The following is a 14,248-nucleotide window of genomic DNA, read 5'->3' on the forward strand; positions in this document are numbered from 1 at the left end:
ATTAGCCATTTTATTCGGTGACTACTGATTATAACAAAGAGTCACCTCTTGAATAAAACCATTTTATTGCTTTACGAACTTTTTAACCATTTGGTTTTTATCTGTTTGAATATTGAGTAAATAAACTCCGGGTGTTAACCAACTCAGGTCCAATCGCTTTTGTTTGTCATTTACATTAAAAGATTGAATTACCTGCCCGTTTAGGTTAAGTAGATAAACATTTGAGTTTTGAATTCCCTGAGGCAACTTTAGGGTTATAAAATTGCGTGCCGGATTTGGAAACAATTCAATTTCATCCATCACCGAAATATCAGTTTCAATGGAAGAAACTAAACCACTTTTTTTGAATGATACCAATCCATTACTAGTTGCTATCCATTTTGTACCGTCAGTATCGATGGCAATTTTATAAATAGTATTTGATGGCATTTCTGAATTTGATGTTGAATAGTAACTCCAGACATTACCATTGTAAACTGCAATACCCTCATCGTTACTAAACCAGCAGATGCTATCTTTTTCAATTAAATGCAGTTGCATGTAATTAGGCCAATCCAGGTTAATTTGAACCGACCAGGAAGTACTTAGCTCATTCAGCGCACTTACGGAGATCGGTTGCACAAACCAAGGATTACCATTGTTGTCGATTGTTATGTTCGATATTAAATATACACCACTTCCATAGAGATATGGAATCCAATCATCTCCATCATTCTTAATTAATGCGATATCAGCCGTAAATAGTGATCCACGATTACCAAAATTCGACATCCAAAGATTTCCATCGCTATCTGAAACAACCTGTTGTACAAAATCATAAATGAGTTCTGAGTTTTTGGTATCGTATTGCGTGCAGCGTCCCTGTTCCAATTTATATAAATGGCGTGAAATTTCACCAGCCGTTAGCCATTTGTTATTGTATTTATCAATTGCAAATGAACCAATCGTTCCGATGGCATTTAACTCAATTTTATCCCACTTATTTGCACTAAAACTGTAAATAACGTTAACAGCTTCCTTATCAACCTCTGATTGTACAATCCATTTCACTCCGTTATTATCAATTTGTAAAATGTTGGTCACTCCATTAATAGTTCCGGGATAAGGATAATACTGGATACTTTTATTTAGCTTATTAATGCTGATTAAAAAACTGTCGGTAGCCGCCCAAATATTCTCGTTATCAAAGTCAATACATTTTACGGTCTGTCCCCCAAGAAATACCTCCCAGGAATTGTTTTGTGCGGTAAGGTAACCACACAGAATGATGGTTATTGTTAAAAGTAAAAATCGCTTCATGGCTTTCGGTTTTTATTGATTTCATATTTCAATCAATTTACAGCCAGATACATAAAACGAGTTGACCGATTTTCCCTAAGTTTTGATGATACTTCCCAATTTAGAAATCATGTTCTTTTCAATACAGCGAGGTTTTCAAAAATTCAGCCACCAAAAAAGGAGATCAATTTTGATCTCCTTTTTTGGTGGCTCCCCTCACAGTTGGAAGTTGCAAGCTAATTGTTTAAAGTTTTACATTTTATCGATTGAAATTTTTCTTTAAAAGTTTTTAGCTAAGACTTACTTCTTGAAAAAAACCTGGATTTCCTGATTTTTTTATAGCTCTCTTTTACTGCATCAACTTCATCTTTAAGAAATTTCTCAATATTTTTTATGGTAACTTCTTCTCCTCTCATTTCTAACCGTTGTGATGTAGTAACTGCCTTAGGCACAATTATCCACAGAATAAGATAAACCAACATACCTGCTCCTGATGTAATAAGTGCCAGCAATACAACAATTAATCTTATAACCACCGGATCCATGTTAAAATAAACGGCTAATCCGCCACAAACTCCGCCTAAGACTGTTTGCTCAGGATCGCGATAAAGTTTTCTTTTCCTTGTTTTTTGTCCTGCCAACGGTTCTTCTTCTCCAGCCTCTTCCGAGAAGTTCTCAGGAGTTCCCAAAGTTTCTATTAACTCTTCTACCCATTCAAGGGTAATTGCCTGATTTTTCCCGCCTGTTTTTTCTGTAAAAATCTCTGCAATTCTGGCTTCAATATCTGCGAAAATTTCGTTGCCTTCATCATCTTTACCAAAGTAGTTTTTCAACACTACCATGTATTTCTGCAGCTCTTCATAGGCGTCTTCTTCAATATGAAATATCGTGCCGCTAATATTTATTGTTAATGTCTTTTTCATTTTTATTTAATTTTAAAGGTTTTACTTTTTTCTGATTCAAATGATTATGCCCTGTTGGCTTTAACTCTTGTTACTGCACTTACCAATTCTCCCCACGACTCCTCCAGCTCGGTTAAAAAGTCCTTGCCTTTTTCGGTCAGTTCATAATATTTTCGAGGCGGTCCCTGGGTAGATTCTTCCCAGCGATAAGATAATAATCCGTCGTTCTTTAATCGGGTCAGTAATGGATAAATTGTACCTTCTACTACTATCAAGTTGGCATTCCGCAAACCACTTATTACGTTAACTGCGTACACCGGTTCATCTTTACAAACCAACAAGATACAGTATTCCAAAACGCCTTTTCTCATTTGTGCTTTTGTGTTTTCTAGTTTCATGATTTCTGACTTTTTAATAGTTATAATTTTTTGTGGATTTCTTATGGAACTAACGGCTCCATACCTCGTCAGAACTCATCCAGTCTTCCAATTCCAGCGGTGACTCATTTTCTGCTGTAAACTGAAAAGACCAATGATTAAAAGTTGTTTCATCGATCATCCAATCTTCTACTTCCAATGCTCCCTCCTGCTCCAATTGGTAATACTGTGAGTAAACATCAAAGCTGGCTCTATCTGTCATCCAGTCTTCCAGTTTTAATGCTTTTTCTGTTTCCTCTACAAAATTTGATACATAAACATCAGCCTCAACTGATGATGAATTGGATTCAATAGAGTTATCAACCATCGCAAATGCTGGTAAATTATCAGCTACCGATGATGATTTTCCTAAATTCTGCGCATGTACACTTAAACCAGTAACGATTAAAATAGTTGCTAGTGCCAATAATCGTGTTGTTGCTTTCTGAACATTGTTTTTTGTTTTCATGACTTATCCTCCTGTTGTTTTCTTGTTATCTGTAAAATCGTATTGTAACGTTTTTCATTTATATGACGCACAATTTTTCAAAGCGTTACACTTTATATAGTACTTTTTTTTAAATGTTTCCTTTTTTTACTCAGTACTATGCTATACAATATTCTAGAATTATACACAAAACAATAACAACTCGCTCTATTTCTTTATATTACGAATTACCCGTTCACTATATTAATAGAAGTAAAAATGAATTTCCGGTAATAAATAATTATTTAAAGAATGGTGTACTCTTTAAAAATTTACATACTAAAATGAATTATGTAATAAGAAAAAGATGAAACTCACCCGAGAACCCGGAGACTTATTTCGAAAATTTGGACATAAAAAAAGGAGATCAAAATTGATCTCCCTTTTTGGTGGCTCCCCTGATAAGCGGAAGTTGCTACCTAAGTTTTGAAAAGAATGGTGTATATTTTCACCTTTTATTCGTTTCTGTTGGGATTCATTTCCTACACATTAACGAAATATTAGATGAAAACAGATTGTCTTTAAAATTAAATACCTGATTTAATACCAAATACATACAAAATTATTGAACTAAATTACCTTCAACATCAATAACAGAAACCGGTCCCATTCCTAATTCATTTAATGACGTTTCAATCTTTGAACGATCTCCAACAATCATCCAAACCATCTGGTCGGGAAACAGCACTTTCTTTTGGGCATTTTCAATATCATTCAAATCCAAATTCTTGATTTTATCCGGATATTCTGAGAAATAATTTTCAGGCAATCCATACTTGATCATTTCCTCAAGAGAAAAACCTACCGACTGAACGGTTTCCCAGGAGCCAGGAAGACTGAGTATCTCATTTTGCTTCACATTATTAAGTTCCGTATTTGTAACAGGCTTGCTATTTGCAGCATCACTGAGTTCCCGCTTTATTTCTAAAACAGCTTCTGCAGTTTTATCTCCCTGAATAGGAGCAACAACAATAAACGGACTTTGTGCCCTGGCATCGAGTATAAGACTTCGAACGCCATACGACCAATGCTTCCCTTCTCTTAAATTCATATTTAATCGCGAAGTAAACTGTCCCCCCATAACCATATTCAACATTTTTATTCCGAGATAATCGTTATCAGCTCTTGACGGCGACAGATTACCCGCAAGAATAAAAGATTGAGGAGAATCCGGTTTATCAATTAAATAAATGGAGGACTTCTCCTTTTGAGGCAAAACAGCAATCGTATTTTTATGTGTATTCCCTTTCTTCCAATTATCAAATTGATTTTCCAATAAAGGAATTATCTCATTCATTGAGACATCTCCGGTAACGACTAAAGTTGAGTTATTCGGTTTAAACCAGGTATCATGAAACTTTGCTAATACCGCTGGAGTTATTGCTGCTACCGATTCTGCCGTTCCGGAACCAGTAAACGACCTGCCATACGCATGGTCTTTACCATATAGGTATTGAGGGAGCAAACGCACTGCCATACCAATGGGCGTTGCCATTTCTTGCTGAATTGTCGCTAATTGTTGTTTTTGCAACCTATCAAATTCGTTCTCCGGGAATGATGGATTTAATAAAACATCCGCATAAATCTCCAATGATTTACCCAGATTCTCTTTTAAGGCTGAAAGTAATACATAAGATACATCTAAATCGGAGCCACTGCTAATTGTTGCTCCCAGCATATTCAACTCTTTGTTTATGGTTAAAGCATCTCTGCTTTCCGTTCCTTCATCCAACATATTCAAAGTAAGGTTCGCTGTACCAGCCGGAAAATTTTGTTCTGCTGCAAATCCTGCATCAACCATTAATTCAAAACTTACAATTGGAACAGCATGTCGTTCGGCAAGAATTACCTGAAGACCATTTGAAAGCGTATGTTTTTGAATATCGGGAAAAACAGGAGCAGGAGCAGTTAAACTTTCAGGAAGAGAACTCCTGTCGACAACAGATTCTCCGGTTTTATATTCTGGAAATGGATGAACTTCCAGGATATATTCTCCATCCGTCAACCAATCATTAGCTACTTTATGAAGGTCTTCAGCTGTAGCATTATTTATCCGTTCGATGGTTGTTTTATAAAAGTCCGGACTTCCTCCATATACTTCATTCATAGCTAAAATATCAGATTTACCACCAAATCCTCCAATGCGTTCTATACCACGAATGAACCTGGCCATATATTGTGTTTTTACCAGTTTCAGTTCATCTTGTGTTGGCCCTTCTGCAAAGAACTTTTGTAATTCCTCATCAATAACTGCTTCAACCGTACTTAAATCTTCACCAGGTTTAGCTGTTGCTATAACCCGAAACTGGCCTCCAATTTCTCTTGGATAAATGTAGGCCGAAACATTTGTAGCTATTTGATCTTCGTAAACCAGCCTTTTATATAATCTTGAATTTTTACCCGTTGCCAATACATCACTAACCAGGTTGAGCATATCGGCACAAGGTGTCCCCCATCCCGGGGTATTCCACACCTTATAAATTCTTGCCTGAGGTACCCGGTCCTGTGTAATTTGCCTTACCACACCTTCGCGCTTGGCAATATAACTCTCGTGTTTCGATACTGGTGGTCCTGAAGGAATATCACCAAAATACTGCTTTACCTTTTCAATGGCAGCATTTGTTTCAACATCTCCGGCAATACAAAGAACTGCATTTGCCGCTCCGTAATATGATTCGAACCATTCGTGAACATCTTCCAGCGTTGCGGCGTCCAAATCTTCCATCGATCCTATCACCGTCCAGGAATATGGATGTCCGGCCGGATAACAATTTTTTGACATCAATTCGTTAACCTGACTATACGGTTCGTTGTCGCCTTGTCTTTTCTCATTCTGAACAACTCCCCTTTGTTCTTCAAGTTTAGCTGAATCCAAGGCTCCAATTAAATGACCCATTCGATCAGACTCCATCCAAAGAGCCAAATCGAAGGAAGATACCGGTATGTTCTCAAAATAGTTTGTTCGATCGTTGTTTGTTGTTCCATTCATATCGGTCGCTCCAATTTTCTGAAAAGGCTTAAAGTAGTCGTCATTATAATTCTCACTACCATTAAACATCAGATGCTCGAACAGATGAGCAAATCCGGTTTTACCCACCTTTTCATTTTTAGAACCTACGTGATACCATACATTAACGGCAACAATCGGAGCCTTATGGTCCTCATGAACGATCACTGTTAATCCATTATCAAGAACTATCTTTTCGTAAGCAATATCGATAGCCGATAAATCATTGGTCTGCGAAAAAGATGGTTTTTGAATAAATAGGATGGAAAAAAAGAGTACTACGAAAAAATACGTCTTAAAAACTAAACGCTGAGGTGCAATTTTTTTCATGATGCAAAATTTTAGGTTAAACAATACAACTCTGCATTATCACACACTTAATTTTGCCTGAACTATTTTATAATGAATTCCTTACAGAAACTACAAGTTACTAAATTTTGCTCATACACACAACACGTCTGTTATTCCATGTCAGATCAAAATGGCTTGCCTAATATTTATATTTGGATTATTGAAAAGCGAATGCGCAGTATCGAGAATATGGATTATATTTCTTCAGTTTTCCTGCTAGTCAATCAAGTTTCCCGTAACAAAAAAAGGTCGCCAAAATTGACGACCTTTCTTGAGGTGCTCCCCAGGTTGGACTTATTGATATATTAAACAAACATGCACAACCACGTCTAAAACACTACTATACTGCACAATATAGTATTTCGTGCATAATAACTATTATTAAAATTGTTTAACTTTGTACATCATTCTCTCTTTATAATTCTCTTTATATTTGAGGTAAAATTGCACGGAATATGCCTAAAAGAATCAAACCAAAGGTAACTTATTACATCGACAAGAACAATCGCAACAAAAAAGGGCTGGCACCTATAAAGGCAAATATTACCATTAACTATAAAAATTCCTCAAAAATAATTGATCACACTCTCCCTTCAGACTGGAATTCAAAACGGCAACGCGTTAAACCTCCGCGCCCGGGGAAAACAAACAACCATGAGACAATAAATAAGAAGCTGGAAATGGTACAGAATGACTTTGAAAATTTTGTAGACAACTGCTTTTTAAACCGGATTCCGTTAACACCGGATATTGCAAAACAATTCTTCCAGGGCAAACGCATAGCAACTGAAAAATCATTCTGGCCAGCATACGAAGAATACATTGCCGGTTTAAAAGTGGAACCAAAGACTAAACAGAACTATGAACTTTACAAAACAAAACTTTCGGAATTTGAAACTGATACTGGCTACTTTGTAGATTATCACACTATCAATTCAGTTTTCTTTGAAAAATACCAACATTATATATTAAACACAAAAGGTCTCAGCTGGAACACCTTCGCAACAGCTATAAAAAAGCTCAAGTTTTTCATGAACTGGAGTTATAAATTGAAATACCACATCGAAACTGAGTTTCATGATTTCTCAGCTACTGAAAAAGATAAAACAATCATTTTCCTGACCATTGACGAACTAACAACCTTATATAATTACAAATTCGAAAGTAAACGATTAAACCAGGTGCGCGACAGATATTGTTTTGGCTGTTTCACGGGTCTGGCATTCGCAGATCTGGACAACCTGGTGCACGATCACATTAATAACGACACTATATCAAAACTGAGAAAAAAAACCAAGATCCCATTAAATATACCGCTGCCGAAACAAGCCCTCGACATTATTGATCGATACAAAGGGAAATACAAAGTATTGCCAAAAATTAGCGTGCAAAAATTCAACGATTACATTTCAGAATGTTGTGAAATAGCGAAAATTAACACACCGGTGGTTTACAAAACCTATCCAAAGGGAAAAGAGACTGAAAACATCGCACCAAAACATAAGCTAATTAAGTCGCATACTGCCCGGAAAACATTTATATCATACATGTACTACACAACTAAAGATATGATTTTGACTGCAAAGATTGCCGGCTGCAGCCCAGATATCATAAAGAAGCACTATATAGGAATTCACAACGACCAAGCGAAAGAAGCTATAAAAAAAGCTTTTGGAGAGCTATAACATTTATATAATAATTCAGTATAATTTATTAAAGAAACTTAATGTTATAATAGAATTATATAGAATTACATATATTTATAATACATTTGTAGGCCATTTAAGAACCTTAGATAAAACAATATAGTGATGGAATGTGCTACTAGAAATAAGATTGTTCACACCGTTGAAAAGGTACGTAAAATTTCTTTTGAAGAAAAAATAAATTCTTCAGAGGAAAAAATGAATGCGTTTCTTGATGCTATATTAGACTTCAAAGACAAACTATCTGAGAAATCTACAAAGATAACAGAGCTAGCAGACACTCTTGAAGAAATAACCTGGTTCGAGATTGAGAAGGAAGACAATGAATGTTTGATGCTTTTAAATGACCTAATTGCACAAGCTAAAGATTTATATTCTTCACTAATTAGAAACTATGTAGTTTTTAATCCTCTCAGACAAAAGGGAATTGCCAAAGAAGCAATAAAAAACTACAAATCTGCAATTGATGATTTTAAAGAATCATATTCTGATCTTGAGTCCGTATTTTTCTACCTCCCGGAAATGAAAGACTTCAAAGAAACAACAAAGGAACTTTCTCTAGTCTAATGAATATTTTTTGTACTGATAGATTTAAAATCGAATTTGAAAAACTTCTTTCAAAGAAACAGTACAGAACTCTGAAACAAGATTTTATTAAGTATTTCTTCAATAAGAAAATCGAAGAGCTTTTATCAGGCACGAACCTAAATAATTCCAAAGAGACTCCTTATATAAAAAAGAGATTACGTGGCAGCGGTGGATATCGATTCTATTTCTTAATTCTAATTAAGGAAGAAAATTTATATCTAATGTTTTTACACCCAAAAACTGGTCCTTATGGAGCACCAAATATCAATAATGAATCAAAAGCTATGCTTTACAAGGATATTTTGGAAAAAATAAAATCAGACGAATTATTTACGGTTACTTATACTAATAAGGAATTATTATTCACCGAATACGCCCCAGGTAAAGAATAAAGATTTAATTGAACTCCATCCCCAATACAGTTATAATGGATATGACAAACTTCCCAGACTCTACCCGGTGGGGGAGGGGTCTGCAAGATGTGAATTTGTATATACAAATTCTTCCGCCCGGTGGCGGCTTGACCCTATAAAATTTACAGGTAATTTTCTTTTCAAACACCCTCCCCTTTTTAGTGTTTACGAGGGATATTTGAAAAGAAAATTTTTCAAAGTTTAAGATTCCCGATCCATTCAATTTTCGAATTTACACCAAACGGTGGAAACTCCTTTTATCTGTCTTTCCAGCTCCAGGATCTTCACATTAGCTTTAAGTAACACTTAAAACAGTTTTACTATGAACTATGATGCTATAGAATATCCAGAAGGACAGGCCAACCTCGGAGGTTTACGATCAGTAGGTTATTACGGTTTTATTGCCGATGCCAGTGTAATTCCAGACGTTCCTGCAGAGCCTGCCGATTTACAATCAGTAAGTGTAATTGCCAATAACATCATAATGAAGAGCGGAAAATATATGCACGCCATGTATGGAACGCTTGAAAAACTGAATTTGAAGGGAGAGCTTCAGGGGGAGCGCGATGGAAGATCCAGCAAAGTAACTCTTACCTGGGTAATTCCTAATCATGCAAAAGAAAACCTCGGAGCAGCCAGGTATTTTCCAAAACGTCGTATGTTTTTTATTGTTCGCGATCATGAAGGCAGATATCGCCTGGTAGGAAATATGTATTTCCCTGCTGAGGTAGCAGCAACCGACGACTCCGGAACTGCAGTGGCCGACTTAAAACATGTTAGCTACGAGATCACCACCTTTAGCGACGGACCAGCTCCAATTTACGAGGGTGAAATTCCGAGCCAGGACGACAGCTCTGCAGTATAATCTGGCCGGCACTCAAAAAATATGACGTCCGGTTTCTGCTAAAAATACAAAAAACCAAATCACCCAACATCTACATAGCTGAATGTCAACGTTTTAAAAATTTACTAGTGATTTGTCCTTTTCAGAGGACATCTGTTTTCGATTTTATGAGATAAAAATATCAAGGTGAGCGATAACTATTTTCAAATCTCATTTTAAATTCCTGAACTTCTTCTTCTGTAATATTAAGATATTGATTAAAGTATTTATAGAGTTTGGTTTCAACATTTTCATCCGAATCTAAAATAGCGTCAATATGTACGTCATTTTCGTAAATCAAACAAAATATGTCGTAATCTGAATATATATTATCTTTTTGTAGTTCTTCAATCGTCTTTCCATACAACATCAAACCAACTTTTAACCACCGATCTGCATCCTGTTTATCCTGGTCTGTTTTAGCATTCTCAACTTCATATTCTGCTTCAAATACCTTCTTCGATTCTGCCTCAATTTCTCTTTCGGCTAACAAGCGTTTTAAATTAAGCCTTTCACTATGAAGCAGCTTTATATAATCATTTCTTTCAACCAACCTTTGCTCCAGTTCTAAAATCCGGTTTTCTAACTTGGTTATTTTTTCTTTCAATTCATGATTGTTTTTTGACAACAGCTCTGTTTCAGTAGAACCAATCACACTTGAATCTATGTTAAACAAATCAGGTAAGGTTACTTCTAAAGCTTTTGCTAATCCAATTGCGTTTGACAGCGAAAGAGTCTCACTATTAGCGGCTCCACTTTCATAGGTATTTATAGTAGGTTGACTCGTATGAGTCAGATCAGCCAACTCTTTTTGGCTATATCCTTTCTTCTTTCTATAATAATTAAGTTTCTCAGAAAAACTATTCATACTACAAATGTAATAAAAGTATAAATACCTTAATTACCCACAATCATATTATCGGTTTATTGATTTTTAAATCATTTTATCTATTTTTAGATTATTTAATCTATCTTTGCAATATAAAATTTTAAAAACTATGGAAAAAGTAATGATTCTCTCAACTCCTGCGGAAATAGCAGAAGGCCTAAAAAAATTTATGGAGGAAACCAAACAGGAAACACCAAAACCCGACTTCAAAACAGAAAAAATGACTATTGCTCAAGCATCTCAATTTATAGATGTGCACTACTCCACCCTAAGCAAATGGATAAGAGAAGAAAAGATTCCGATTCACGGCAAAGGTCGCAAGCGTTTTGTACTAAAATCTGAGCTAATCGAAGCTTATAAAAACATGTAACCAACTAAACATCAGCAACAGAATGCAAACAAAGAATGAATTTTTTGCGGAATACTTTCTCGCCCGGTTAGAAAAACTAACAGAGAAAATAAAGAAATTTTCGGAGCAAAATAAAAATGCGTTCGGCGAATATGATGTAGAAAAATCAACTACAGAGGAATTAGTAGGCAGATTAAATTCTAGCAACATCTCAGATGATTTAACTGCAATATCGGAGGAATGGGACGAATGCGTTATAGGCGAAGCCGCAGAAGGATTCCCGGTGATTAACACATGGGAAGAATACAAAAAGAACAATAACAACTAAAATCAAAAAGAAATGAAAGTAAAAAGATTAGCTAAACTCGAATCAGAAGAAGTAGATACCGCTAGAAGCAGACTTATCGAGGCAAAGGATTATTTTATTGAAAAATTTTTAAGTGCTGATTTTTCGGCCGAAACCGCGGAAGAATTTATGCATCATTTAAAATCAATTTATGTTGCCGATTCACTCTGTCAATCGCTATACCGTCATCTTACCGGCGAACAAAATTACGATTACGAAGAATAACTACAATGAAAAGAGAATCCGTAGGATTAGTAACACTAAAACGCTGCAATGGTGGTGAAACTGTTCGAATAAACCTAAACGGACAAATGGGCCATAGTCGCGAAGAGTTGCAGGACTATTTAAAATCGGAACTACAGGGAGAGGAAGAACTCCTGGAGATGACGCGAAGAAGGATCGATCTAATTAAAAAAGCGCTTGAAATTTCGGAGGCAGACGAATTTACGGCAACCGGAACCACTCTTTACCCCGAGCGCATTTCTGTTTTTAAATACAAAGGCGAGAAGCTGGAAAACACTACGGGTGTTTTTTGGGATTGATCAGTTTGCTTTTTGTCTTTTGAATCGCCGAACAAAATTTAAAAATTTGGTTCGACAAAAACTTAAAATATCAAATCCAATGAAAGATTTAAGCATTACAGAACTTCGCAAAAAAAATTTAAAGATTGGTTTTCGAATATCAGAAGAAGAACGAAATGCAATTGAGCAATTCTGCCAAAAAGAACAAATATCGTTGAGCGATTTTTTTCGGTTAGCAATAAGAAAAGTGACGAACCAGGAAAACACCAAATAGATGGATGTCATAAGGGATCAAAATGCAACAACAAATAGTGCTCCTGGGGAAAACGAAGAGATAACCACTCCTCTTTTACCTATTGATGGCATGCCTGATCTTGTTCAGCATTTTATTAATAAAATGCATGAAATATTCAGGACTCCACGAGATTATTGGGCTGGTTCTGCAATAATGGCCACCGCTTTAGCGATAGGCAACAAATTCGAACTGCAAACAAAATACAAGAACAATGCAGTATTTTGGGGAATGTTTGTAGGTGATGTATCAAATGGAAAAACAGAACCGTTGGACATTTGTCTAAATTATTTCACGCAAAAGGATAATAATAACTACAAAACCTTTCGCTCCCAACTCCGCGAATTTGAAAACAACAAGGCACTAACCCGAAAAGAACAAAAGGAACTTGGTATCGAAAACGAGGAACGACCAGAGTGTTATCAATACATTCTTAAAGATAGCACCCCCGAAGCCATGGCCGAAGCTCACCGTATCAATGAAAGAGGAATAATGATATATCGCGACGAATTAAAAGGTTGGATTGATGATTTTGGCCGCTATTCCAATTCCGGTGAACAAAGCAACATGTTAAGCATGTGGAGCCAAAAGGGAGTTACATACAATCGTAAAGGATCGGGGATATTGAACATTGCCAAGCCGGTGATAAATGTTGCCGGCGGTATTCACCGAGAACTGCTACACACCCTTGCTACAGACAACCGGGCCGACAATGGATTTCTAGCACGAATGGTTGCGTTCTTCCCCGACAATACAGAGAAACAACCTTATAATATTGCTACCCCCGATGAATCTTTATTAAACGCATGGGATGATTTTATGCATGAGCTGACAATTATCAAGACTCCAAAAACATTGATATTACCCACTCAAACAGCAAAACTTTATGAAGCCTATTTTAATGATAATGTACGCGAAATAAACAAAGAAGTAACGCCTTATTTAAAGGGAGTTTACGGTAAACTTGATATTATAGTTCTTCGCGTTGCTATAATTATACGAGCGATGAACTATGTACACGAAGGTGTTACAACTTCCGGGATCCAACCTCGCGAAATGGATGCGGCAATTCAAATAACGGAGTATTTCAGAGCAACCGCGTTAAAAGTATACAGACAAATATTCGGTGATAAAAAATTCGGAACATACGACAAAAAAGAAATTGCAAGTTGGCTTGTGCAAAACACCAAGCTAACTAAAACCACAATAGCTCGAGAAGTTCTAAACTCTTCCAGGAGCCAACTGGACCGGATTACGCCACAAAAAGCGGGATTTTCCCTGGACTCCAAATACAGTAACAATGGAAAAAAACAGATGTAAGATTATGGTACATGGTACACAAGCATATAAACACTATAAACAAAGGAATACAGGTGTACCACTAGTGTACCAATTATGTTTTATTACCTTTTCATTTGGTACACATGTGGTACGCTTCAAATCCTTGATATACCTAACATCAACCCTATTGTACCGTGTACCACTATTCATAAAATCGTTTTTTCATCATGAACAAATATACAACCTACCAAAACGAAGAAAATGAATATATCAGAAGCAAAACAAATACCGATTGAAAGCTACCTTAGTCGAATAGGTATAAATCCTGATCGTCGCGATAATCAGAAACACTGGTTGTGGTATTGCTCTCCTATTCGTGGCGAAAAAACTCCAAGCTTTAAGGTCGATCAACGCTTAAATCTTTGGTACGACCATGGAGCAGGCACCGGTGGCTCAATACTCGATCTTGTTATTGCGATGAATGATACCGATATCACTGGAGCCGTTAAAATACTATCGGGCGAAAACATATCCAGGCG

At 36.2% G+C, this 14,248-nt stretch carries 17 protein-coding genes; 11 read left to right on the top strand and 6 right to left on the bottom strand.

The features are described 5' to 3' along the window. Positions 1-63: 63 nt before the first annotated feature. From QZ576_RS12130 to QZ576_RS12150, 5 genes are all read right to left on the bottom strand, one after another. Positions 64-1,299 (bottom strand): T9SS type A sorting domain-containing protein, encoded by a 1,236-nt coding sequence (locus QZ576_RS12130; RefSeq protein WP_297097510.1) that lies wholly within the window; start codon positions 1,297-1,299, stop codon positions 64-66. A 272-nt stretch (positions 1,300-1,571) separates the two neighbouring features. Then, positions 1,572-2,201, bottom strand: coding sequence for a PspC domain-containing protein (locus QZ576_RS12135; RefSeq protein ID WP_297097512.1), 630 nt, complete (start codon positions 2,199-2,201; stop codon positions 1,572-1,574). A 44-nt stretch (positions 2,202-2,245) separates the two neighbouring features. Continuing rightward, the gene (locus tag QZ576_RS12140) at positions 2,246-2,578 is read right to left on the bottom strand and encodes a PadR family transcriptional regulator (RefSeq protein ID WP_297097514.1); all 333 of its coding nucleotides are present in this window, start codon (positions 2,576-2,578) and stop codon (positions 2,246-2,248) included. Between the two features lie 49 nt (positions 2,579-2,627). Then, on the bottom strand, positions 2,628-3,065 hold the full coding sequence (locus QZ576_RS12145) for a hypothetical protein (RefSeq protein WP_297097516.1): 438 nt from the start codon (positions 3,063-3,065) through the stop codon (positions 2,628-2,630). A gap of 580 nt (positions 3,066-3,645) precedes the next feature. Continuing rightward, positions 3,646-6,420, bottom strand: coding sequence for a pitrilysin family protein (locus QZ576_RS12150; RefSeq protein WP_297097518.1), 2,775 nt, complete (start codon positions 6,418-6,420; stop codon positions 3,646-3,648). 476 nt (positions 6,421-6,896) lie between these two features. Between QZ576_RS12150 and QZ576_RS12155 the strand changes: the two genes are divergently transcribed. The 4 genes from QZ576_RS12155 to QZ576_RS12170 all read left to right on the top strand — a co-directional run bounded on the left by QZ576_RS12155 (position 6,897) and on the right by QZ576_RS12170 (position 10,013). Then, complete coding sequence (locus QZ576_RS12155) at positions 6,897-8,126, top strand: phage integrase SAM-like domain-containing protein (protein ID WP_297097519.1); 1,230 nt, start codon at positions 6,897-6,899, stop codon at positions 8,124-8,126. A 126-nt stretch (positions 8,127-8,252) separates the two neighbouring features. Continuing rightward, positions 8,253-8,714 carry a hypothetical protein gene (locus QZ576_RS12160; protein ID WP_297097521.1) on the top strand — a complete coding sequence of 154 codons (462 nt, stop codon included), beginning with the start codon at positions 8,253-8,255 and terminating at the stop codon, positions 8,712-8,714. Continuing rightward, on the top strand, positions 8,714-9,127 hold the full coding sequence (locus QZ576_RS12165) for a hypothetical protein (RefSeq protein ID WP_297097523.1): 414 nt from the start codon (positions 8,714-8,716) through the stop codon (positions 9,125-9,127). Before QZ576_RS12160 ends, QZ576_RS12165 begins: the two co-directional genes overlap by 1 nt. A 343-nt stretch (positions 9,128-9,470) precedes the next feature. Beyond that, complete coding sequence (locus QZ576_RS12170) at positions 9,471-10,013, top strand: hypothetical protein (protein ID WP_297097525.1); 543 nt, start codon at positions 9,471-9,473, stop codon at positions 10,011-10,013. A 160-nt stretch (positions 10,014-10,173) separates the two neighbouring features. On the opposite strand, the gene QZ576_RS12175 is transcribed toward QZ576_RS12170, so the two are convergent. Beyond that, positions 10,174-10,899 (bottom strand): helix-turn-helix transcriptional regulator, encoded by a 726-nt coding sequence (locus QZ576_RS12175; RefSeq protein ID WP_297097527.1) that lies wholly within the window; start codon positions 10,897-10,899, stop codon positions 10,174-10,176. Between the two features lie 130 nt (positions 10,900-11,029). Here QZ576_RS12175 and QZ576_RS12180 point away from each other — a divergent pair, with 130 nt between their 5' ends. The 7 genes from QZ576_RS12180 to QZ576_RS12210 form a co-directional block, all read left to right on the top strand. Beyond that, entirely contained in the window at positions 11,030-11,290 is a 261-nt protein-coding gene (locus QZ576_RS12180) for a helix-turn-helix domain-containing protein (RefSeq protein WP_297097529.1), read from the top strand. A gap of 22 nt (positions 11,291-11,312) precedes the next feature. After that, a complete protein-coding gene (locus tag QZ576_RS12185; protein WP_297097531.1) occupies positions 11,313-11,597 on the top strand; it encodes a hypothetical protein in 285 nt (94 codons plus the stop codon). A gap of 12 nt (positions 11,598-11,609) precedes the next feature. Beyond that, on the top strand, positions 11,610-11,840 hold the full coding sequence (locus QZ576_RS12190; RefSeq protein WP_297097532.1) for a hypothetical protein: 231 nt from the start codon (positions 11,610-11,612) through the stop codon (positions 11,838-11,840). A 5-nt stretch (positions 11,841-11,845) separates the two neighbouring features. Next, the gene (locus tag QZ576_RS12195) at positions 11,846-12,157 is read left to right on the top strand and encodes a hypothetical protein (protein WP_297097534.1); all 312 of its coding nucleotides are present in this window, start codon (positions 11,846-11,848) and stop codon (positions 12,155-12,157) included. Positions 12,158-12,236: 79 nt separating this feature from the next. Continuing rightward, on the top strand, positions 12,237-12,410 hold the full coding sequence (locus tag QZ576_RS12200; protein ID WP_297097536.1) for a hypothetical protein: 174 nt from the start codon (positions 12,237-12,239) through the stop codon (positions 12,408-12,410). Further along, the gene (locus tag QZ576_RS12205; protein WP_297097538.1) at positions 12,411-13,748 is read left to right on the top strand and encodes a DUF3987 domain-containing protein; all 1,338 of its coding nucleotides are present in this window, start codon (positions 12,411-12,413) and stop codon (positions 13,746-13,748) included. 222 nt (positions 13,749-13,970) lie between these two features. Then, positions 13,971-14,248: CHC2 zinc finger domain-containing protein (locus tag QZ576_RS12210; protein WP_297097540.1), on the top strand; the 278-nt coding region annotated here is incomplete at its 3' end.

Source organism: uncultured Draconibacterium sp. (assembly GCF_913060805.1).
In the GTDB taxonomy this organism is placed as follows: Bacteria; Bacteroidota; Bacteroidia; order Bacteroidales; family Prolixibacteraceae; genus Draconibacterium.

What these genes read in the sequence shown, in the direction of transcription:
- QZ576_RS12180 (WP_297097529.1), top strand. Translation starts at nt 11,030, where the DNA reads ATGGAAAAAGTAATGATTCTCTCAACTCCTGCGGAAATAGCAGAAGGC.
- QZ576_RS12200 (WP_297097536.1), top strand. Translation starts at nt 12,237, where the DNA reads ATGAAAGATTTAAGCATTACAGAACTTCGCAAAAAAAATTTAAAGATT.
- QZ576_RS12175 (WP_297097527.1), bottom strand. Translation starts at nt 10,899, where the DNA reads ATGAATAGTTTTTCTGAGAAACTTAATTATTATAGAAAGAAGAAAGGA.
- QZ576_RS12205 (WP_297097538.1), top strand. Translation starts at nt 12,411, where the DNA reads ATGGATGTCATAAGGGATCAAAATGCAACAACAAATAGTGCTCCTGGG.
- QZ576_RS12150 (WP_297097518.1), bottom strand. Translation starts at nt 6,420, where the DNA reads ATGAAAAAAATTGCACCTCAGCGTTTAGTTTTTAAGACGTATTTTTTC.
- QZ576_RS12140 (WP_297097514.1), bottom strand. Translation starts at nt 2,578, where the DNA reads ATGAAACTAGAAAACACAAAAGCACAAATGAGAAAAGGCGTTTTGGAA.
- QZ576_RS12185 (WP_297097531.1), top strand. Translation starts at nt 11,313, where the DNA reads ATGCAAACAAAGAATGAATTTTTTGCGGAATACTTTCTCGCCCGGTTA.
- QZ576_RS12195 (WP_297097534.1), top strand. Translation starts at nt 11,846, where the DNA reads ATGAAAAGAGAATCCGTAGGATTAGTAACACTAAAACGCTGCAATGGT.
- QZ576_RS12165 (WP_297097523.1), top strand. Translation starts at nt 8,714, where the DNA reads ATGAATATTTTTTGTACTGATAGATTTAAAATCGAATTTGAAAAACTT.
- QZ576_RS12190 (WP_297097532.1), top strand. Translation starts at nt 11,610, where the DNA reads ATGAAAGTAAAAAGATTAGCTAAACTCGAATCAGAAGAAGTAGATACC.
- QZ576_RS12170 (WP_297097525.1), top strand. Translation starts at nt 9,471, where the DNA reads ATGAACTATGATGCTATAGAATATCCAGAAGGACAGGCCAACCTCGGA.
- QZ576_RS12130 (WP_297097510.1), bottom strand. Translation starts at nt 1,299, where the DNA reads ATGAAGCGATTTTTACTTTTAACAATAACCATCATTCTGTGTGGTTAC.
- QZ576_RS12135 (WP_297097512.1), bottom strand. Translation starts at nt 2,201, where the DNA reads ATGAAAAAGACATTAACAATAAATATTAGCGGCACGATATTTCATATT.
- QZ576_RS12145 (WP_297097516.1), bottom strand. Translation starts at nt 3,065, where the DNA reads ATGAAAACAAAAAACAATGTTCAGAAAGCAACAACACGATTATTGGCA.
- QZ576_RS12155 (WP_297097519.1), top strand. Translation starts at nt 6,897, where the DNA reads ATGCCTAAAAGAATCAAACCAAAGGTAACTTATTACATCGACAAGAAC.
- QZ576_RS12160 (WP_297097521.1), top strand. Translation starts at nt 8,253, where the DNA reads ATGGAATGTGCTACTAGAAATAAGATTGTTCACACCGTTGAAAAGGTA.